The organism is Actinoplanes sp. NPDC020271 (assembly GCF_044388125.1).
Classification (GTDB): Bacteria; Actinomycetota; Actinomycetes; order Mycobacteriales; family Micromonosporaceae; genus Actinoplanes.
Genome location: NZ_JBIRWQ010000009.1, coordinates 265,893 through 281,330, shown reverse-complemented (window position 1 = coordinate 281,330; position 15,438 = coordinate 265,893). Strand labels below are relative to the sequence as shown.

16 protein-coding genes and 1 riboswitch are annotated in these 15,438 nt (G+C 72.2%); of the genes, 10 read left to right on the top strand and 6 right to left on the bottom strand.

Annotation, left to right across the window (positions count from 1 at the left end; all coding sequences use genetic code 11):
- Positions 1-137: 137 nt before the first annotated feature.
- A complete protein-coding gene (locus ACH442_RS22295) occupies positions 138-1,643 on the bottom strand; it encodes an MFS transporter (RefSeq protein ID WP_396339990.1) in 1,506 nt (501 codons plus the stop codon).
- Positions 1,644-1,785: 142 nt separating this feature from the next.
- On the opposite strand from ACH442_RS22295, the gene ACH442_RS22290 reads away from it, so the two are divergent.
- A complete protein-coding gene (locus tag ACH442_RS22290; RefSeq protein ID WP_396339989.1) occupies positions 1,786-2,157 on the top strand; it encodes a YciI family protein in 372 nt (123 codons plus the stop codon).
- A complete protein-coding gene (locus tag ACH442_RS22285) occupies positions 2,154-3,353 on the top strand; it encodes an RNA polymerase sigma factor (protein WP_396339988.1) in 1,200 nt (399 codons plus the stop codon). Before ACH442_RS22290 ends, ACH442_RS22285 begins: the two co-directional genes overlap by 4 nt.
- A 282-nt stretch (positions 3,354-3,635) precedes the next feature.
- Here ACH442_RS22285 and ACH442_RS22280 read toward each other — a convergent pair whose 3' ends face one another.
- Together ACH442_RS22280 and ACH442_RS22275 are read right to left on the bottom strand one after the other, a co-directional pair.
- The gene (locus ACH442_RS22280) at positions 3,636-4,439 is read right to left on the bottom strand and encodes a response regulator (protein WP_396339987.1); all 804 of its coding nucleotides are present in this window, start codon (positions 4,437-4,439) and stop codon (positions 3,636-3,638) included.
- Positions 4,436-5,758 carry a sensor histidine kinase gene (locus tag ACH442_RS22275; protein WP_396339986.1) on the bottom strand — a complete coding sequence of 441 codons (1,323 nt, stop codon included), beginning with the start codon at positions 5,756-5,758 and terminating at the stop codon, positions 4,436-4,438. The genes ACH442_RS22280 and ACH442_RS22275 overlap by 4 nt, the downstream gene beginning before the upstream one ends.
- Positions 5,759-5,880: 122 nt before the next feature.
- Here ACH442_RS22275 and ACH442_RS22270 point away from each other — a divergent pair, with 122 nt between their 5' ends.
- Both ACH442_RS22270 and ACH442_RS22265 read left to right on the top strand, forming a co-directional pair.
- Positions 5,881-6,537 carry an ABC transporter ATP-binding protein gene (locus tag ACH442_RS22270; RefSeq protein ID WP_396339985.1) on the top strand — a complete coding sequence of 219 codons (657 nt, stop codon included), beginning with the start codon at positions 5,881-5,883 and terminating at the stop codon, positions 6,535-6,537.
- Positions 6,534-8,828 (top strand): ABC transporter permease, encoded by a 2,295-nt coding sequence (locus ACH442_RS22265; protein WP_396339984.1) that lies wholly within the window; start codon positions 6,534-6,536, stop codon positions 8,826-8,828. The genes ACH442_RS22270 and ACH442_RS22265 overlap by 4 nt, the downstream gene beginning before the upstream one ends.
- Before the next feature lie 64 nt (positions 8,829-8,892).
- Here the strand turns inward: ACH442_RS22265 and ACH442_RS22260 are convergent, their stop codons facing one another.
- From ACH442_RS22260 to ACH442_RS22250, 3 genes are all read right to left on the bottom strand, one after another.
- Positions 8,893-9,363: a MaoC family dehydratase gene (locus ACH442_RS22260; protein ID WP_396339983.1), complete on the bottom strand. Its 471-nt coding sequence runs from the start codon at positions 9,361-9,363 to the stop codon at positions 8,893-8,895.
- Between the two features lie 65 nt (positions 9,364-9,428).
- Complete coding sequence (locus ACH442_RS22255) at positions 9,429-10,175, bottom strand: CbtA family protein (protein ID WP_396339982.1); 747 nt, start codon at positions 10,173-10,175, stop codon at positions 9,429-9,431.
- Positions 10,166-10,369: a CbtB-domain containing protein gene (locus ACH442_RS22250; protein WP_203744322.1), complete on the bottom strand. Its 204-nt coding sequence runs from the start codon at positions 10,367-10,369 to the stop codon at positions 10,166-10,168. The genes ACH442_RS22255 and ACH442_RS22250 overlap by 10 nt, the downstream gene beginning before the upstream one ends.
- A 57-nt stretch (positions 10,370-10,426) precedes the next feature.
- Positions 10,427-10,499, bottom strand: a riboswitch (cobalamin riboswitch).
- 87 nt (positions 10,500-10,586) lie between these two features.
- Here ACH442_RS22250 and ACH442_RS22245 point away from each other — a divergent pair.
- From ACH442_RS22245 to ACH442_RS22220, 6 genes are all read left to right on the top strand, one after another.
- Positions 10,587-11,555, top strand: a complete 969-nt coding sequence (locus ACH442_RS22245) for a S8 family serine peptidase (RefSeq protein WP_396339981.1) — start codon at positions 10,587-10,589, stop codon at positions 11,553-11,555.
- Positions 11,556-11,662: 107 nt separating this feature from the next.
- Complete coding sequence (locus ACH442_RS22240) at positions 11,663-12,226, top strand: TIGR03086 family metal-binding protein (protein WP_396339980.1); 564 nt, start codon at positions 11,663-11,665, stop codon at positions 12,224-12,226.
- 154 nt (positions 12,227-12,380) lie between these two features.
- The gene (gene trpD, locus ACH442_RS22235) at positions 12,381-13,406 is read left to right on the top strand and encodes an anthranilate phosphoribosyltransferase (protein ID WP_396339979.1); all 1,026 of its coding nucleotides are present in this window, start codon (positions 12,381-12,383) and stop codon (positions 13,404-13,406) included.
- A 90-nt stretch (positions 13,407-13,496) separates the two neighbouring features.
- A complete protein-coding gene (locus ACH442_RS22230) occupies positions 13,497-13,874 on the top strand; it encodes a hypothetical protein (protein ID WP_396339978.1) in 378 nt (125 codons plus the stop codon).
- Positions 13,871-14,830, top strand: coding sequence for a hypothetical protein (locus tag ACH442_RS22225; RefSeq protein WP_396339977.1), 960 nt, complete (start codon positions 13,871-13,873; stop codon positions 14,828-14,830). Before ACH442_RS22230 ends, ACH442_RS22225 begins: the two co-directional genes overlap by 4 nt.
- 10 nt (positions 14,831-14,840) lie before the next feature.
- The gene (locus tag ACH442_RS22220; RefSeq protein WP_396339976.1) at positions 14,841-15,332 is read left to right on the top strand and encodes a hypothetical protein; all 492 of its coding nucleotides are present in this window, start codon (positions 14,841-14,843) and stop codon (positions 15,330-15,332) included.
- Positions 15,333-15,438 lie beyond the last annotated feature (106 nt).

Here is a 15,438-nt window from a genome sequence, read left to right as displayed (position 1 = left end):
GGCCGTTGTATCGGCTGCTGTGGCTGCCGGTGTTCGCGTTCGTGCTGGCCGGCCTGTGCGCGATCCTGCAGCCCCGGTCTTCGCCTCGGCGCCGGGACCGGGATCGGGTGCCGCTGCCTGCATCGGCCGGACGGTCCTCAGCGTTGTTTGTGGCCGGAAGCTACCGGCGGCCCGGTACGGGGGGAGGGGAGGGGTTTGCGGGTGGTGTGGATCAGGACGGCGAGGGCGGTCAGGACGAGGGCGGCTGCCAGGGCGGTGACGTGCAGGCTCGCGGTGAAGGCGTGCCGGGCTTCGGTCAGCAGGCCGGTGGCCTGGGGTGTGGGCAGGTGGTGGCTCGCGGCCAGGGCGCTGGGCAGGGAGTCCGAGGTGCCGTTCATGTGGGTGCGGTAGACGACGGTGGCGAGCACACCGAGGAGGGCGAAGCCGAGGGAGCCGCCGAAGTAGTTGCCGGTTTCGGACATGGCGGCGGCGGCGCCGGCGCGGGACGGTGGGACGGAGCTGACGATCAGGCCGGTGCCGAGGGCGAACAGTGGTCCGGTGCCCAGGGCCTGGACGGTGATGCCGGTCAGGATCAGCGGGAGGGCGTCGGTGAGCAGGAGCAGGGTGCCGAGGGCGGAGACGGTGAGGCCGGTGGCGATGGCGGTGATCGGGGCGAGGCGGCGGGCCAGGGCGGGCGCGGTGAGAGTGCCGACGGCGACGCCGAGGCCCATCGGGGCGAACAGGACGGCGGTGGCGAGCGGGGTGTGACCGCGTACGCCTTGCAGGTATTGGGTGATGAGCAGTCCGGTGCCGGCCATGGCGATGCCGGCGCCGACGAGGGCGACGAGGACCGCGGTGAACGTCGGGTTGCGCAGCAGCCGCAGGTCGAGCAGGGGTGTGGGGAGGTGTTTCTGGCGGCGGGTGAAGGCGGCGGCGAGCCCGATGCCGGCGGTGAACGCCGCGGTGGCCAGGAGCGGCTGGTTGCCGGTGGTGGCCTGTTTGAGGGCGTAGATGAGCAGGAGCACGGCGAGCAGGGAGAGGGCGACGCTGGCCGGGTCGAGGCGGCCGGGGTGTGGTGCGCGTGATTCGGGGAGCAGGACCGGGCCGGTGAGCAGGAGGACCAGCATGGGCGGGACGGCGAGCAGGAAGATCGCGTTCCACCGGAAATGCTGGAGGAGCAGCCCGGCGAGGACGGGGCCGAGGGCGCCGCCGGTGAACTGGCAGGTGGCCCAGACGGCGATGGCGCGGCTGCGGCGGTGGTCGTCGCGGAACATGGTGGTGATCAGGGCGAGGGTGGACGGGGTGAGGGTGGCGCCGGCGACGCCGAGCAGGGCGCGGGCGGCGATCAGCATGAGGGGGCTGGTGGAGAACGCGGCGAGCAGCGAGAGGGCGGCGAAGGCGGCGGCGCCGGTCAGGAGCAGCCGTCGGCGGCCGATGCGGTCGCCGAGGGTGCCCATGGTGATGACGAGGGCGGCGACGGTGAGTCCGTAGGCGTCGCTGATCCAGAGTTGTTCGACGGCGGTGGCGCCGAGGTCGGCGCTGAGGTGGGGCAGGGCGAGCAGCAGGGCGGTCAGGTCCATGGCGACGATCAGGGTGGGCAGCACGAGCAGGGCCAGGCCGAGCCAGGTCCGGGCGTGGCCGGTGGTGGCGGTTCGCGGTGTCATGCCGGGTGGTCGGAGCGGGTGCGGGGTTCTTGACGCGGCGCGGGCCGGGACGGTGGCCAAAAATGTCGGCCGGGGATGTCAAGGTGTGCTCGGTGGCTACGACCAAGGGGCGACAAGACCGAATTCTTGCGGAGGTACGGCGATGAAGTTCCTGATCAGCATGCACATCAACCCGGCGGTGCTGGAGGCGTTGACCGAGGAGGAGCGCACGGCGATCGGTGCGGGGCACGGCCGGTTCATGGAGGGGTTGAAGGAGCGCGGGGAGCTGATCACCACGCAGGCGTTGGTGGATCCGTCGCAGGCGGTGGTGGTGAAGGTGCGTAACGGGCAGCCGGTGGTGACCGACGGGCCGTTCCTGGAGTCGAAGGAGTATCTGGGCGGGTTCTACTTCGTCGATGTGGACAGCAAGGAGCGGGCGATCGAGCTGGCGTTGCAGATCCCGGACGCGGCGGTCGAGGGGCTGGGGGTCGAGGTGCGGCAGGTGATGTTCGCGGACGGGGTTCTGGAGGCGTGACCGGGCCGGCCATCGAGGACCTGCTGCGGGAGGTGATGCCGCAGGTCCTCGGCGCGCTGGTGCGCCGGTTCGGGCAGTTCGAGGGGTGTGAGGACGCGGTTCAGGAGGCGGGGCTGGCGGCGTCGGTGCAGTGGCCGGCGCAGGGGGTGCCGGTGAATCCGCGGGGCTGGTTGATGACGGTGGCGTCGCGGCGGCTGATCGACGAGGTGCGCAGCGAGTCGGCCCGGCGGGAGCGGGAGTCGGCGCAGGTGGCTGACGTCGTGGTGGAGGTTCCGGACACCGACGACACGTTGCTGCTGCTGTTCCTGTGCTGCCATCCGGTGTTGACGGCGGCGTCGCAGACGGCGTTGACGTTGCGTGCGGTGGGCGGGTTGACGACGGCGGAGATCGCGCGGGCGTTCCTGGTGCCGGAGGCGACGGTGGCGGCGCGGATCAGCCGGGCCAAGCAGCGGATCCGGGCGGCGGGTGGTCCGTTCCCGGTGCGGGACATGGCGGAGCGGCTGCCGGTGGTCCTGCACGTGCTGTACCTGATCTTCAACGAGGGTTATACGGCGTCGTCGGGGTCGTCGCTGGAGCGTGCGGATCTGGCGGGGGAGGCGATCCGGCTGGCGCGGCTGGTGCACGCGCAGCTGCCGTCGGACGGGGAGGTGACCGGGTTGCTGGCGTTGATGCTGCTCACGCACGCGCGGCGGAGGGCGCGGACGACGGCGGGCGGGGATCTGGTGCCGTTGGAGTCCCAGGACCGTACGGGATGGGATCGGGCTCTGATCGAGGAGGGGCTGGCCCTGGCGAAGGGTTCGCTGGGGGCGCCGGAGCTGGGGCCGTATCAGTTGCAGGCGGCGATCGCGGCGACGCATGCGGATGCGGCGACGGCGGCGGAGACGAACTGGCGGCAGGTGTACGCGTTGTATCTGATCCTGGAGCGGATCGCGCCGAATCCGATGGTGACGTTGAACCGGGCGGTGGCACTGGCCGAGGTCGACGGGCCGCGGGCGGGGCTGGCGTTGCTGGCCGGGCTGGACGGTGACGAGCGGATGGCGGGGCATCACCGGTTGCTGTCGGTGCGGGCGCATCTGCTGGAGAAGGCGGGTGACAGTGCGGCGGCGCGGGAGTTGTACCGGCGGGCGGCGCGGGCCACGGCGAGTCTGGCCGAGCAGCGGTATCTGGAGTCGCGCGCCCATCGCCTCCGTCCCTAGATCATCATCCTAGGATGGCTTAGAGGTAGTGCGGCAAGCCGCACCCACACCACAAAGGACGGCTTCGCCGACAGACCGAGAGAAGAACGTTTCCCGGCTGACCAGGAGGTGACGGCGCTCGACGTGGACGGCGAGGATCACGGGGTTGCGCTGTCGTTGGCGCGGGTGTGGGCGGATCGGCTGGTGACCGGCACTCGGGACGGCCAGGTGCTGGACTGTTCGAATCGCGGGATCGCGCCGACCGGCTCGACGCCGGCGCCCGGCGTTCCCCGGGCGGCCTGGTCAGGGCAGGGGTGGTGGGGTGACCAGGCCGGTCTGGTAGGCGTGGACCACGGCTTGGACCCGGTCGCGCAGGTCGAGTTTGGTGAGGATGCGGGCGACGTGGGTTTTGACGGTGGCTTCGGAGAGGTGCAGGTGGGCGGCTAGTTCGGCGTTGCTCAGACCGCGGGCCAGGTGGGTGAGGACTTCGCGTTCGCGTGGGGTGAGGGTGGCCAGGTCGCGGTGAGCGGTCGGTGGGGTGGTGCCGGGGGTGGCGAAGCGTTCGACGAGGCGGCGGGTGATGGACGGGGCCAGCAGGGCGTCGCCGGTGCGGATGAGGCGGACGGCGGCGACGAGGTGTTCCGGGGTGACGTCCTTGAGCAGGAAGCCGCTGGCGCCGGCGGTGAGGGCGGCGTAGACGTACTGGTCGAGGTCGAATGTGGTGAGCATGATGATGCGGGGTTCGCCGGGGGCGCCGGTGAGGATGCGGCGGGTGGCTTGCAGGCCGTCGAGTTCGGGCATGCGGATGTCCATGAGGACGACGTCGGGGTGGGTGCGGTGGACGGCGTCGGCGGCGGTGAGGCCGTCGGGGGCTTCGGCTACGACGTCGATGCCGGCGGCGGTGAGGATCATGCGGAAGCCGGCGCGGACGAGTGCCTGGTCGTCGGCGATCACGACGCGCAGCGGTGCGCCGGGGTGGCGTGGCTGAGGGGTGACGGACGAGGTCCCGGGGTCGCCGGTGGGGTGCGGCTGAGGCGTGACGGCGGAAACCTCGGGGCTGCCGGGATCGTCCGGCCGAGCGGCGGGGGTGGTGCCGGTGCGGGTCATGGGGTGTCCAGGGGGATGTGGGCGTCGACGCGGTAGCCGCCGGTGAGGCGCGGGCCGGTGTGCAGGGTCGCGCCGTAGACGGCGAGGCGTTCGCGCAGGCCGATCAGGCCGTGGCCGCTGCCGTCGTGGGGGCCGGGTGTTCCGCCGGTGTCGGTGACCGTGACCCGGAGTTGGTTGCAGGTGTAGGTGATCTGGACGTCGGCGGTGGCTCCGGCGGCGTGGCGGATGGTGTTGGTGAGGGCTTCCTGGACGACGCGGTAGGCGGCCAGTTGGATGCCGGCGGGGACGGGGCGGCGGTGGCCGGTGGTGGTCAGGGTGACCGGGGTGCCGCTGGTGCTGACCTGGTTGATGAGGGCTTCGAGGCGGTCGAGTCCGGGCTGTGGGGCCAGGTCGCCGGGGTCAGCGGCCGGCGGGATCGGTCCGCCCGAGGGGGTGTGTGTGCCCGCTGATGGCACGAGTTCACCGGGGGCCGCCGGGGCGAGTGTGCCGGAGTCGGCTGTGGAGACGAGGTCGCTGGCAGGGGTGTCGGTGGACGGGGCGAGCAGGCCCATGACGTGGCGTAGTTCGGTGAGGGCGGCGCGGCCGGCGGATTCGACGGCGAGCAGAGCCTGGTGGGCCTGGTCGGGGCTGGTGGGCATGACGGTGCGGGCGGCGCCGGCCTGGATGGTCATCATGCTGACGTTGTGGGTGACGACGTCGTGCAGTTCGCGGGCGATGCGGGCGCGTTCGTGTGCGGCGGCGTGGTGCAGGGCCTGGGCGTGCTGGCCGGCGCGGTGTTTCCAGCGGCGCAGGCCGTCGGCGGCGACGGCGAGGGCGGACAGGACGAGGACGGGGACGAAGCCGGGTGGGATGTCGGGTGGTCCGTCCTTGAGTCCGGCGTAGAGGACGGCGGCGGCGCCGAGGCTGGCCAGGGCCGGGATGCGGTAGGGGCTGTAGACGACGGCGGTGTAGGCGGCGATGACGCCGGCGTAGAAGGACAGGCGCAGGGCGGCGTCGTAGTCGGCGACGACCGGGGCGATGGTCATGGTGGCCCAGAGGGTGGCCAGGGGGTAGCGGCGGCGCACGATCAGGGGTGCGACGACCAGCAGCAGGACGAGGGGCCAGCCGCTCTGGTGCGGTTCGACGGGTGGGAACAGCGGGCCGGCGGGGTGGGGTTGCACGATCGGACTGTGGTGGATCTTGCCGGTGGTGCCGCCGGCGGTGATCGCGACGGCGATCAGGGACAGGGCCAGGAGCACGTCGAAGATCTGGCCGCGGCGGGGCACGGGGGCCAGGGTGCCGGACGGGCGCAGCAGGGCGGCCACCTTCGTCGTCGTCACGCGGCCATTATCGAGGTCGATGTCGCGGGTCCGCATCGGTCGCGGGGGCTACGCCGATGTGATGACGGGAATGGTTCCGTCCGGCGACGCGGCGGGGGTGGGTGCGCTCCTAGCGTCGGGGCATGATCGAGCTTCGGAGTGTGAGCCGGGCGTACGGCGATGGGCCGCCGGCGTTGAACGACGTGTCGCTGACGATTGCGCGTGGTGAGGCGGTCGCGGTGCTGGGTCCGTCGGGTAGTGGCAAGTCGACGTTGCTGAACCTGGTCGCGGGTCTGGATCGGCCGACGGGCGGGACCGTGACGGTGGACGGGGTGCGGGTCGACGAACTGGGCGAGTCAGGGTCGGCGCGCTATCGCCGTACGAAAGTCGGAATGGTTTTTCAGTCTTTCCATCTGCTCGATGATCTGACCGTTTTCGACAATGTGGTGCTGCCGGCGCAGCTGGGTGGGATGTCGCGGGGTGCGTCGCGGCGGCGGGCGGTGGAGTTGCTGGAGGCGCTCGGGGTGGCGCGGTTCGCGGACGGGTTCCCGGGCCGGTTGTCGGGTGGGGAGCGGCAGCGGGTGGCGGTGGCGCGGGCGTTGATGAACCGTCCGGCGGTGCTGCTGGCGGATGAGCCGACCGGTGCGCTGGACTCGGTGTCGGGTCAGGACGTGCGCAAGTTGCTGACCGAGTTGCACGCCGACGGGCAGACGATCGTTCTGGTCACGCATGATCTGGCGTTGGCCGGCGCGTGTGCGACGCGGACGGTGCGGCTGGTGGACGGGCGGGTGGCGTCGTGATCGGGGCGGTGGTCCGGTCGGGGGTGGCGCGGCGGCGGGTGCAGACGGTGGTGGTCGGCCTGGTGGTGCTGGTCGCGGTGGCGTCGTCGGTGCTGGGCGGGTCGTTGCTGGTGGCGTCGTCGCGGCCGTTCGACCGGGCGTTCGGGCAGCAGCGTGGTGCGCATCTGATCGCGCAGTTCGATGCGGCGAAGGTGACGTCGTCGCAGTTGGCGGCGCCGGTGGCGGGGGTGGTGGCGCAGGCCGGGCCGTTCCCGTCGGCGGCGGTGAATCCGGTCGACGGGCAGGGCCGGGCGTTGCCGCCGTTCACTCTGGTCGGGCGGTCCGGTCCGGGTGGTGCGGTGGATGCGGTGTCGCTGGTCGAGGGGCGGTGGGCGTCGGCGCCGGGCGAGCTGGTGATTTCCAGTGACGGCCGGGTCCGTGGGGGCCGGTCGCGGGCGGTCGGGGCCCGGTGGACGGTTCCGGATCTGCCGGGCAGTCCGGTTCTGACCGTTGTGGGGTCGGCCCGGTCGATCAGTGGCACCGCGGACGGCTGGGTGGTGCCGGAGCAGCTGGCCGGGGCGGGGTCGTGGCAGATGCTGTACCGGTTCGCCGCGGCGGACACCGACGCGCAGGTGCGGGTGGGTCGGGCGGCGGTGGTGACGGCGTTGCCGGCGGGGGCGGTGACGGCGTCACGGTCGTGGCTGGTGACGCGGCAGGACCAGGCCGGGAACACGGCGCTGTTCGTACCGTTCCTGATCGCGTTCGGGATCATGGGTCTGGTCATGGCGGTGCTGATCGTCGGGAACGTGGTCGCGGGTGCGGTCGGTGCGGGGACGCGGCGGATCGGGATTCTGAAGGCGGTCGGGTTCACGCCCGGTCAGGTGGTGCGCGCCTATCTGGCGCAGGCGGTGATCCCGGCGTCGGCCGGGGCGGGGCTGGGCGTGGTGGCCGGGAATCTGCTCATGGTGCCGGTGCTTTCCGAGACCAACCACATTTACGGTACGAACGATTCGGGCGTGACCTGGTGGGTCGACGTGGCCGTGGTCGCGGGGATCGTCGGCCTGGTCGTGGTGACGGCGTGGGTGGCGGCGTTGCGGGCGGGCCGGTTGCGGACCGTGGACGCCCTGGCGGTCGGCCGGGCCCGGTCGGCGGGCCGGGGCCGGTCGGTGGCGTGGCTGGTGGGGCGGTTGCCGGTGTCGCGGCCGGTGACGCTGGGGCTGGCGCATCCGTTCGGGCGGCCGGGGCGGTCGCTGGCGGTGGTGGCGGCGGTCGGGTTCGGGGCGGCGGCGGTGACGTTCGCGGTGGGGCTGGCCGGGTCGTTGACGCAGGTGCAGGCGTCGTCCGGGCACGGGGACGTGCGGGTGACCCCGGCGCTGCTGCATCAGAAGGGTGCGCGGTCGGGTCTGGACGTGGCGGCGGTCGACGCGGTGTTGCGGGGGCGGGCGGGGACGGCCGGGTATTGCGCGGTCGGTAGTACGGAGGTGACGGTGGCCGGGCTGACCGGGGCGCAGGAGGTTCGTGCCGGTGCGGGCGGGCGGTGCGGGTACGGGTATCGGATGGTGTCGGGGTCCTGGTACGGCGGGCCGGGCGAGGTGGTGGTGGGAACGTTGTTCCTGACGGCGACGCATACGAGCGTCGGGGACAGTGTGGTGCTGACCGATCATGGTCATCGGGTGGTGGTGCGGATCGTGGGTGAGGTGTTCAACACCGAGAACGGTGGCCTGCAGATCCTGACCGCGGCCGGCACGCTGCCGTGGGTGACGGCGGATGGGTACGACGTCATCGTCGCCGGCGGTAATGATGTCGCCGGCTACGCCGCGGCGCTGGATGCGGCGCTGGCGCCGGCCGGGGCGCGGGCGGAGGTCGCCGAGGACCGGACTGCGGACGTCGTGCTGATCATCGACGCTTTGGCGGCGCTGCTGACGGTCATGCTGATCGTGGTGGCGGCGCTGGGGGTGCTGAACACGGTGGTGCTGGAGACCCGGGAACGCGTCCACGATCTCGGCGTGCACAAGGCGTTGGGGATGGCGCCGGGGCAGACCGTGACGATGGTGATCGCGTCGGTGGTGGTGACCGGGATCGCCGGTGGGCTGCTCGGGACGCCGCTCGGGGTGCTGGTGCAGCGGGTGGTGGTGACCCGGATGGCGTGGTCGGCCGGGTTGCGGCTGCCGGCGTCGGTCCTGGACGTGTACGGGGTGCCGGAGCTGTTCCTTTTCGGGTTGGGCGGGTTGGTGATCGCGGTGCTGGGGGCGTTGTTGCCGGCCGGGTGGGCGGCGCGGACACGGACGGCGGTGGCGTTGCGCACCGAGTGACCCACCGGGCGTTGCCGTGCGAGGGCCGCCGGACTGCTCGAGCCGGGCGGGGCTCACGGCGTACCTAATCGGGGGTTTGATCGGGGGTCTGCTCGTAGAGGGCCAGGATGTGGTCGGCGACGCAGGCGGGGCGGCGCTCGCCGTCGATCTCGGCGGTGGTGCGCAGGATCAGCCGGGCTCCGCCGGGCAGGCGCCGGGCTTCGAGGAGGCGGACCCGGCCGCGCAGGCGGGCGCCGCTGCGGACCGGGGTGTGGAAGCGGACCCGGTCGAAGCCGCCGTTGACGACGAAGGTGACGTTGTCGACCTGAACGATGTCGGTCAGGAACGTCATGCACAGGGAGAGGGTGAGGGCGCCGTGGGCGATTGTCGACCCGAACGGGCCTTCCTTGGCGGCGCGGTCCGGGTCGGTGTGGATCCACTGGTGGTCGCCGGTGATGCGGGCGAAGCCGTCGATGCGGTCCTGGTCGACGAGCAGCCAGTCGCTGATGCCGAGTTCGTCGTGGGAGAGCAGGTCGTCGAGGTTGGTGAACCGCATCGTCTGACCTTATCGAGCGAAGGACGCCGCGCGAGCAGGGCACGCGGCGTCCTTATCGATTGCGGTCAGGCCTTGGCCGGGACCTCGGTGCCGGCCGGGGTGGCCTTGGTGGCCAGGCGGTGCAGCAGGCCGGCGAACGCGACACCGAGGACGGTCCAGAGGATGACCTGGGTGCCGAGTGACGCGAGCCGGAACTTCCACAGCAGCACGGCCGGGAACGTGTCCGGCACCTCGTTGACCGCAGGCAGCAGCAGCCAGGCGATGGTGACCACGACGACGAAGGTGAGCAGGCCGGCGGTGGCGCGTCGCCATTCGTGGGTCTGGGTGCGGGCGGCGAGGACGCCGGCCCAGACCGCGACCAGGCCGAGGGCGAGCACGGCGAGGTAGCTGATGGTCCGCTGGTCGATGGTGGCGGGGTCGCCGACCGCGGGTGGGTTCGGCGGGTATTTGACGAACGGGATCAGGACGATGCCGGTCAGGGCGGCGCCGGCCAGGCCGAGGGCGGCGCGGGTGTCGCTGCCGGTGTGCAGGCGGCGGCGCAGCAGGGTGTAGCCGGTGGCCAGGAAGCCGCCCATGGCGATGCCGTAGAGGCTGGTCGCGAGGATCAGGCCGACGTTCTTCTGGGTGTCGCGGGAGACGAGTTCCTCGCCGCCGCCGGCCTCGCCGTGAGCGAGCGCGTTCTGTTCCTCGATGGCGATGGCCGCGTCGATGCGCGGTTCACCGGCGAAGTACGCGAACGTGCCGGCCAGCACGCCGGCGATGAGGCCGGCGAGCAGACCGGCGACGAGCAGCCGGCCGAACCTCAGTGGCACGGGACGCCCAGCAGGTGGCGGCCGTCGTGCATGAGCTCGTGCATGTACATGCCGCTGCGCGAGAGGGCGCCCTGGTCGAAGGCGACCAGGTAGGCCAGGGCGAGCAGCAGGATCACGACGCCGGCGGCGGTGAGCAGCAGGCGGGTGGAGACGGCCGGGATGGCGAGCGGGCGAACGGTCTGAGCCTTGGGCATGGCAGATCAACCTCCTACGGGATGACGCGTCCCGATCAACAGGCTGCGGTCGCGTGAGTGTCCTGACTCACCGACCCCGTCAGGGGCCGGTTCACAGTGGCGCGACCGCACCGGACTCTCACCGGTTTCCCTCACGACGCCGCAGATGGCTCCCACAAACTATCCGTCGTCGTGGCAGGGGCACAACCGGGATGGCCCGCCCCGTTAGGATTCACGGTTGTCTCTGCGTGGGGTGGGGCTGGGCGTGGTGTGGTGGCTGGGGGCGGTGGCGTCGTGTGTGGCGCCGGTGGTGGTGAATCCGTACCCGGTGCAGCAGTGGGCGGCGCTGGCGACCGGTGCCGGGGTGCGGGTCGCGGTCGTCGATTCCGGGGTGGAGGCGACGCTGCCGCAGCTCACCGGCCGGGTCGCAGCCGGGCGTGACCTGCTGCCGGGTCGGGCGCGGTGTGCGGGTCACGGGACGGCGGTGGCGGCGGCGATCGTCGCGGTCGCGCCGGGGGTGACGATCGTGCCGGTGCGGGTGTCCGACGGCGATCCGGCTGACGCGGACGGGGCCGGGCGGGTCGCGGACGGGATCCGGTGGGCCGCCGGGCACACCTCAGTGATCAACATCTCGCTGGTGGTGGGGGTCGACGACCCGCGGATGCGGGCGGCGGTGGCGTACGCGGTGCGCCGCGGCGTGGTCGTGGTGGCGGCGGCCGGCAACGACCCGTCGCGGCCGGTGACGTATCCGGCCGCGTATCCCGGGGTGATCGGGGTCGGTGCGGTCCTGTCCTCGGGGGCGCCGGCGTCGTTCTCGCCGGACGGGCCGGCCGTGGACCTGGTGGCGGCCGGGGACGCGGGCACGAGTGTCGCGGCGGGGTTCGTGTCCGGTGCGGTGGCGCTGGTGCGGGAGCGGTTCCTGGGGCTGCCGGGCGCGGCGGTGGCGGATCGGCTCGTGGCCACCTCGGATCGGGCGCGGCGGCTCAACCCGTATCGGGCCCTGGCCGAGGGCGGGTCACGGTCCGCGGCGCCCCTCGCGGTTTCCCCGGCGATCCGGACCGGTTCCGCGTACGCGGCCGGCGACGTGCCCGCCCGCAGCCGATCGTTGCGTTTCGTGGCCGTGGTGCTGGGGCTGGGCGCGGCCGCGACGGTGACCGGCGTGTCGGTGGCGCGGGGCCGCCGCCGGGGCTGGCGTCCCGGCCGCTGATTGGCGTGGCGTGATGCGGCACGCCGAGGGCCTCGATGCGTGGCCGGGGTCCACCGCACTGGTGACACCGTCTTGAGGGTGACGGCCGTCGTTCGTAACCTGGCGTGATGTCCACCGAGATCAGTGACCAGCTCGCCACCGCGTCGGCCGCCGTCGCCGGTGTGGTCGCCGCCGTCCGCGACGACCAGCTCGACGCGGCCACACCCTGCACCGACTTCCGGGTGCGGGACCTGCTCAACCACCTGATCCAGGTGGTGCACAACTTCCAGGCCCTGGCCCGGCGCGAGGACGTCGACTGGACGCCGGGCCCGGACCGGCTCACCGGCGACTGGCGGACCGCGTTCGCCGCCGAGACCAGCCGGCTGGTCGAAGCCTGGTCCGACCCCGGCGCTCTCGACGGCGTGTCCCCCGGGCTGGGGCTGCCGCAGCGCGTCGTCGGGCAGATGGTCCTCGGTGACCTGGTCGTGCACGGCTGGGACCTGGCCCGCGGCACCGGCCAGGAATACCGGGTCGACCCGACCCTAGTGCCACCGGTCCGCGAGTTCCTCGACGCGATGGTCGAGACCGGCCGCACCATGGGCGCGTTCGGTGACCCCGTCGACTGCCCGCCCGGCGCCGGGGAGTTCGCCACGCTGCTCGCCGTGACCGGCCGCGACCCCGCCTGGTGCTAGGATCCGTGCCGTGATCACGTGTGCGACGTTCTGGTGGCGCGCCTTCTAGGCGGCCCGACCTGACGCACCAACCCACCGGCCGCCTCGACGAGGCGGCCGTTTCTCGTGGGAGACCAGCCTCGCCGACGGCCCCTGCCCGCGAGGACACCCGAGAATGCCGCTGTCGAAGACCATCCTGCCCCGGCTGCTGCGCCGCGAGAATCTGACCCGGGACGAGGCGGCCTGGGCGATGACCCGGATCGTCAACGGTGAGCTGAGCCCGGTGCAGGTGGCCGGGTTCGCCGCCGCGTTACGCACCAAAGGCGAAACCGCCGCCGAAATCGACGGCCTGGTCAGCGCCCTGCAGGCCAGTGCGTTGCCGGTGGACATTCCCGGGCCGGTCGTCGACATCGCCGGGACCGGGGGTGACGGGCTCGGCGCGATCAACATCTCGACGATGGCGGCGGTGGTGGCCGCGGCGACCGGGGTGACCGTGGTCAAGCACGGCGGGCGGGCCGCCTCGTCGGCCACGTCCGGGGCCGCCGACCTGGTGGAACACCTCGGGGTGCGGCTGGATCTGGGGCCGGAGGCGGCAGCTCGGGTGGCGGGCGCGGCCGGGATCACGTTCCTGTTCGGGCCACGGTTCAACCCGGGGTTGCGGCATGCCGCGGCGGTGCGCCGGGACCTGGGGGTGCCGACCGTGTTCAACGTTCTCGGGCCGCTGATCAACCCGGCGCGGCCTCGGCATCAGGTGGTCGGAGTCGCCGACGCGCGGATGGCGCCGCTGGTCGCTGATGTTCTGGCCGCTCGGGGCAGTCAGGCGCTGGTGGTGCGTGGTGACGACGGGTTGGACAAGGTGACGACGGTGACGACGTCGCGGGTGTGGACGGTCCGGGACGGGGTGGTGGCGGAGTCAGTGCTGGATCCGGTGGCGCTGGGGTTGCCGCGGGCGGCGCCGGAACAGCTGCGGGGCGGGTCGGCGGCGCGGAACGCGGCGACGTTCGTGGAACTGCTCGACGGGTGCGGTGGGCCGGTGCGCGACGTGGTGCTGCTCAACGCCGCGGCGATGCTGGTGGCCGTGGGAGCCGGCGGCGTCGGGTTCGGGGAGGCGGTGGCGTGCTGCGGGCGGGCGGTGGACAGCGGCGCGGCTCGGGCGACGCTCGGCAGGTGGGTGGAGGCGAGTCGCCGGGAGGTGGCCTGATCGGCTTGTGATGAACCGAACGCGGCCCGGCGGTGTTCACCGTTGCAGATGGAGCGCTGCTCAATATCTCGACGACGTGGGGAGCCTGTCATGCCTAAAGAACATGAGGATCTCGGGGTTGAACTGGGTCAGCTCTGGGACGCCGGTCATCGTGACCTGCCCGCGGTGACGGCGGTCCTGACGTCTGCCCGATCGGACCTCACCAGGGCACCCCGCGCATGGGAGTCCGCGTTCCGCCGCCCCGTGGAGTTCGGCACCGGCCATCACGGCAAGGTCTACACCGCGCTGTCGCGCATGAACGACGTGATGGTCACGATCCTGCGGGACAGCGCCGAAAACCTCAACCTGGCCGCCGAGGCGCTCCTGCTGGCCGCCGAGGTCTACGCCGACACCGATGAACGGGCCGCCCGGGAACTGGCAGCCCACAAGATCGATCTGAGCGGGCACGGGATCGAGGCACGAGGATGACCGTTTACACCTGGGAGAACCTGGCGGAGGGTGTCGCAGCGCTGCGCGCCGCTGTCCTGGTCGTGGAGAAGATCTTCGACAAGAACGGTGACGCCGACTTCGTCGACCGGGCCCGGAGCGAACACGCCATCGACGCGATGATGGTCGAGATCCCGAGGATGTTCGAGCCGTTCTACTCGGTGCCGGGCCCGCGGGCTTTCGACGCGGTGCTCACCGACCTGCTTCTGGCCTCCTCGAAGCTGGCCATGGGACAGGGCGAGGTGGCTCCGGCGGACGGGCTGCAACCAAGCGCCGGGAACCTCAGCCTCGCCGCGACGGTCAGCACGAGCCTGGCCGACTGGAGCGGGGTCGCGGCCACGACGTTCCGGCGGGATTACCTCGACAAACTGCCCGCCCAGGCGGCCAACGCGTGCACCGCGGTCAAGTACATGCGGGCGGTCGTCGAGGCCGAGGACCAATTCTGGGCGAAGATCCGCAACGACATCGCTCAGATCCTGAACGACGCGATCGACGCGGTGACCAACATGAGGAGCAGCTGCGACAAGAACTCGTTGACCACGATGCTGACCGCTGTCGCGGCCACTGCCGCTGTCGTCGGTACGTTCCCCATCTCCGCGACGGCTTTGGCTCTGGGCACCGCGGAGTGCTTGCTCGCCACCACCATGGCCACCGTGGACGGCGCGGCCTCGGTCGGGGCGACCCTGCTGCCCGACGATCCGCCGAAGACCCGCTTCTCCGCGAACACCCTGCTCGAAGTGATCACCGCGGTGCAGAAGGCGATCGGCGTGCTGATCGGCAAAATCCAGGAACACGACAACGGGATGAACCTGCTCGTCGGCCTCAGCACGGCCGTGGTGGAGCAGGAGCGTACGAGCTTCGTGCCGCCGATGCCCGCCCTTGCCGACGCTACCCGCACCACGATCACCGACCGTGCCTTCATGGGAATCCCGAACTGAGGCGGCAATCATGGGTCAACTGACGAACCTGATCGAGAGCATTGTCGTCGGTGCCTCCGCCCCGGGCGGTGGCGTGCACGGCGAGTACCGGGGCACCGGCGCGTTCGACCTGTACTTCTCGACCGGCTTCTACGGCCGGGTCAGCGAATCAGAGCTGGAACGCCGTCTGGAGCAGGTCGCACGACTGCTCTGGACCGGTTTCACCCGTAGGAAGCGCGCCGTCCACGACGAGCTGGGTATCCATGAGCTCGACGACGACCCCGGCCGGGACCGGGTCTTCTACGACGAGCGCGAACGGATCGTCGCGGCCGGCGCCTCGGACGACGGCCGGATCTCGGTGTCCGTCGAGGGCATGTGCCAGTGGCGGGTGGTCGTGACCGACGGCACTGTCCGGACGCTCGCCGAGCGAGACTTCCTCGCGGGACTGGGAACAGCGGCCCGGCGACTCGTCGAGGACCAGTCCCGGCAGATCATGGAGCTGCGGGAACGCGTGTATGCCTGATACCTGCCCGTGGGGGGGGGGGGGGGGGGGGGGGGGGGGGGGCGCGGGGGGGCCCCCCCCCCCCGGGGGGGGGGGGGGGGGGGGGGGGGGGGGGCCCCGCCCCGCC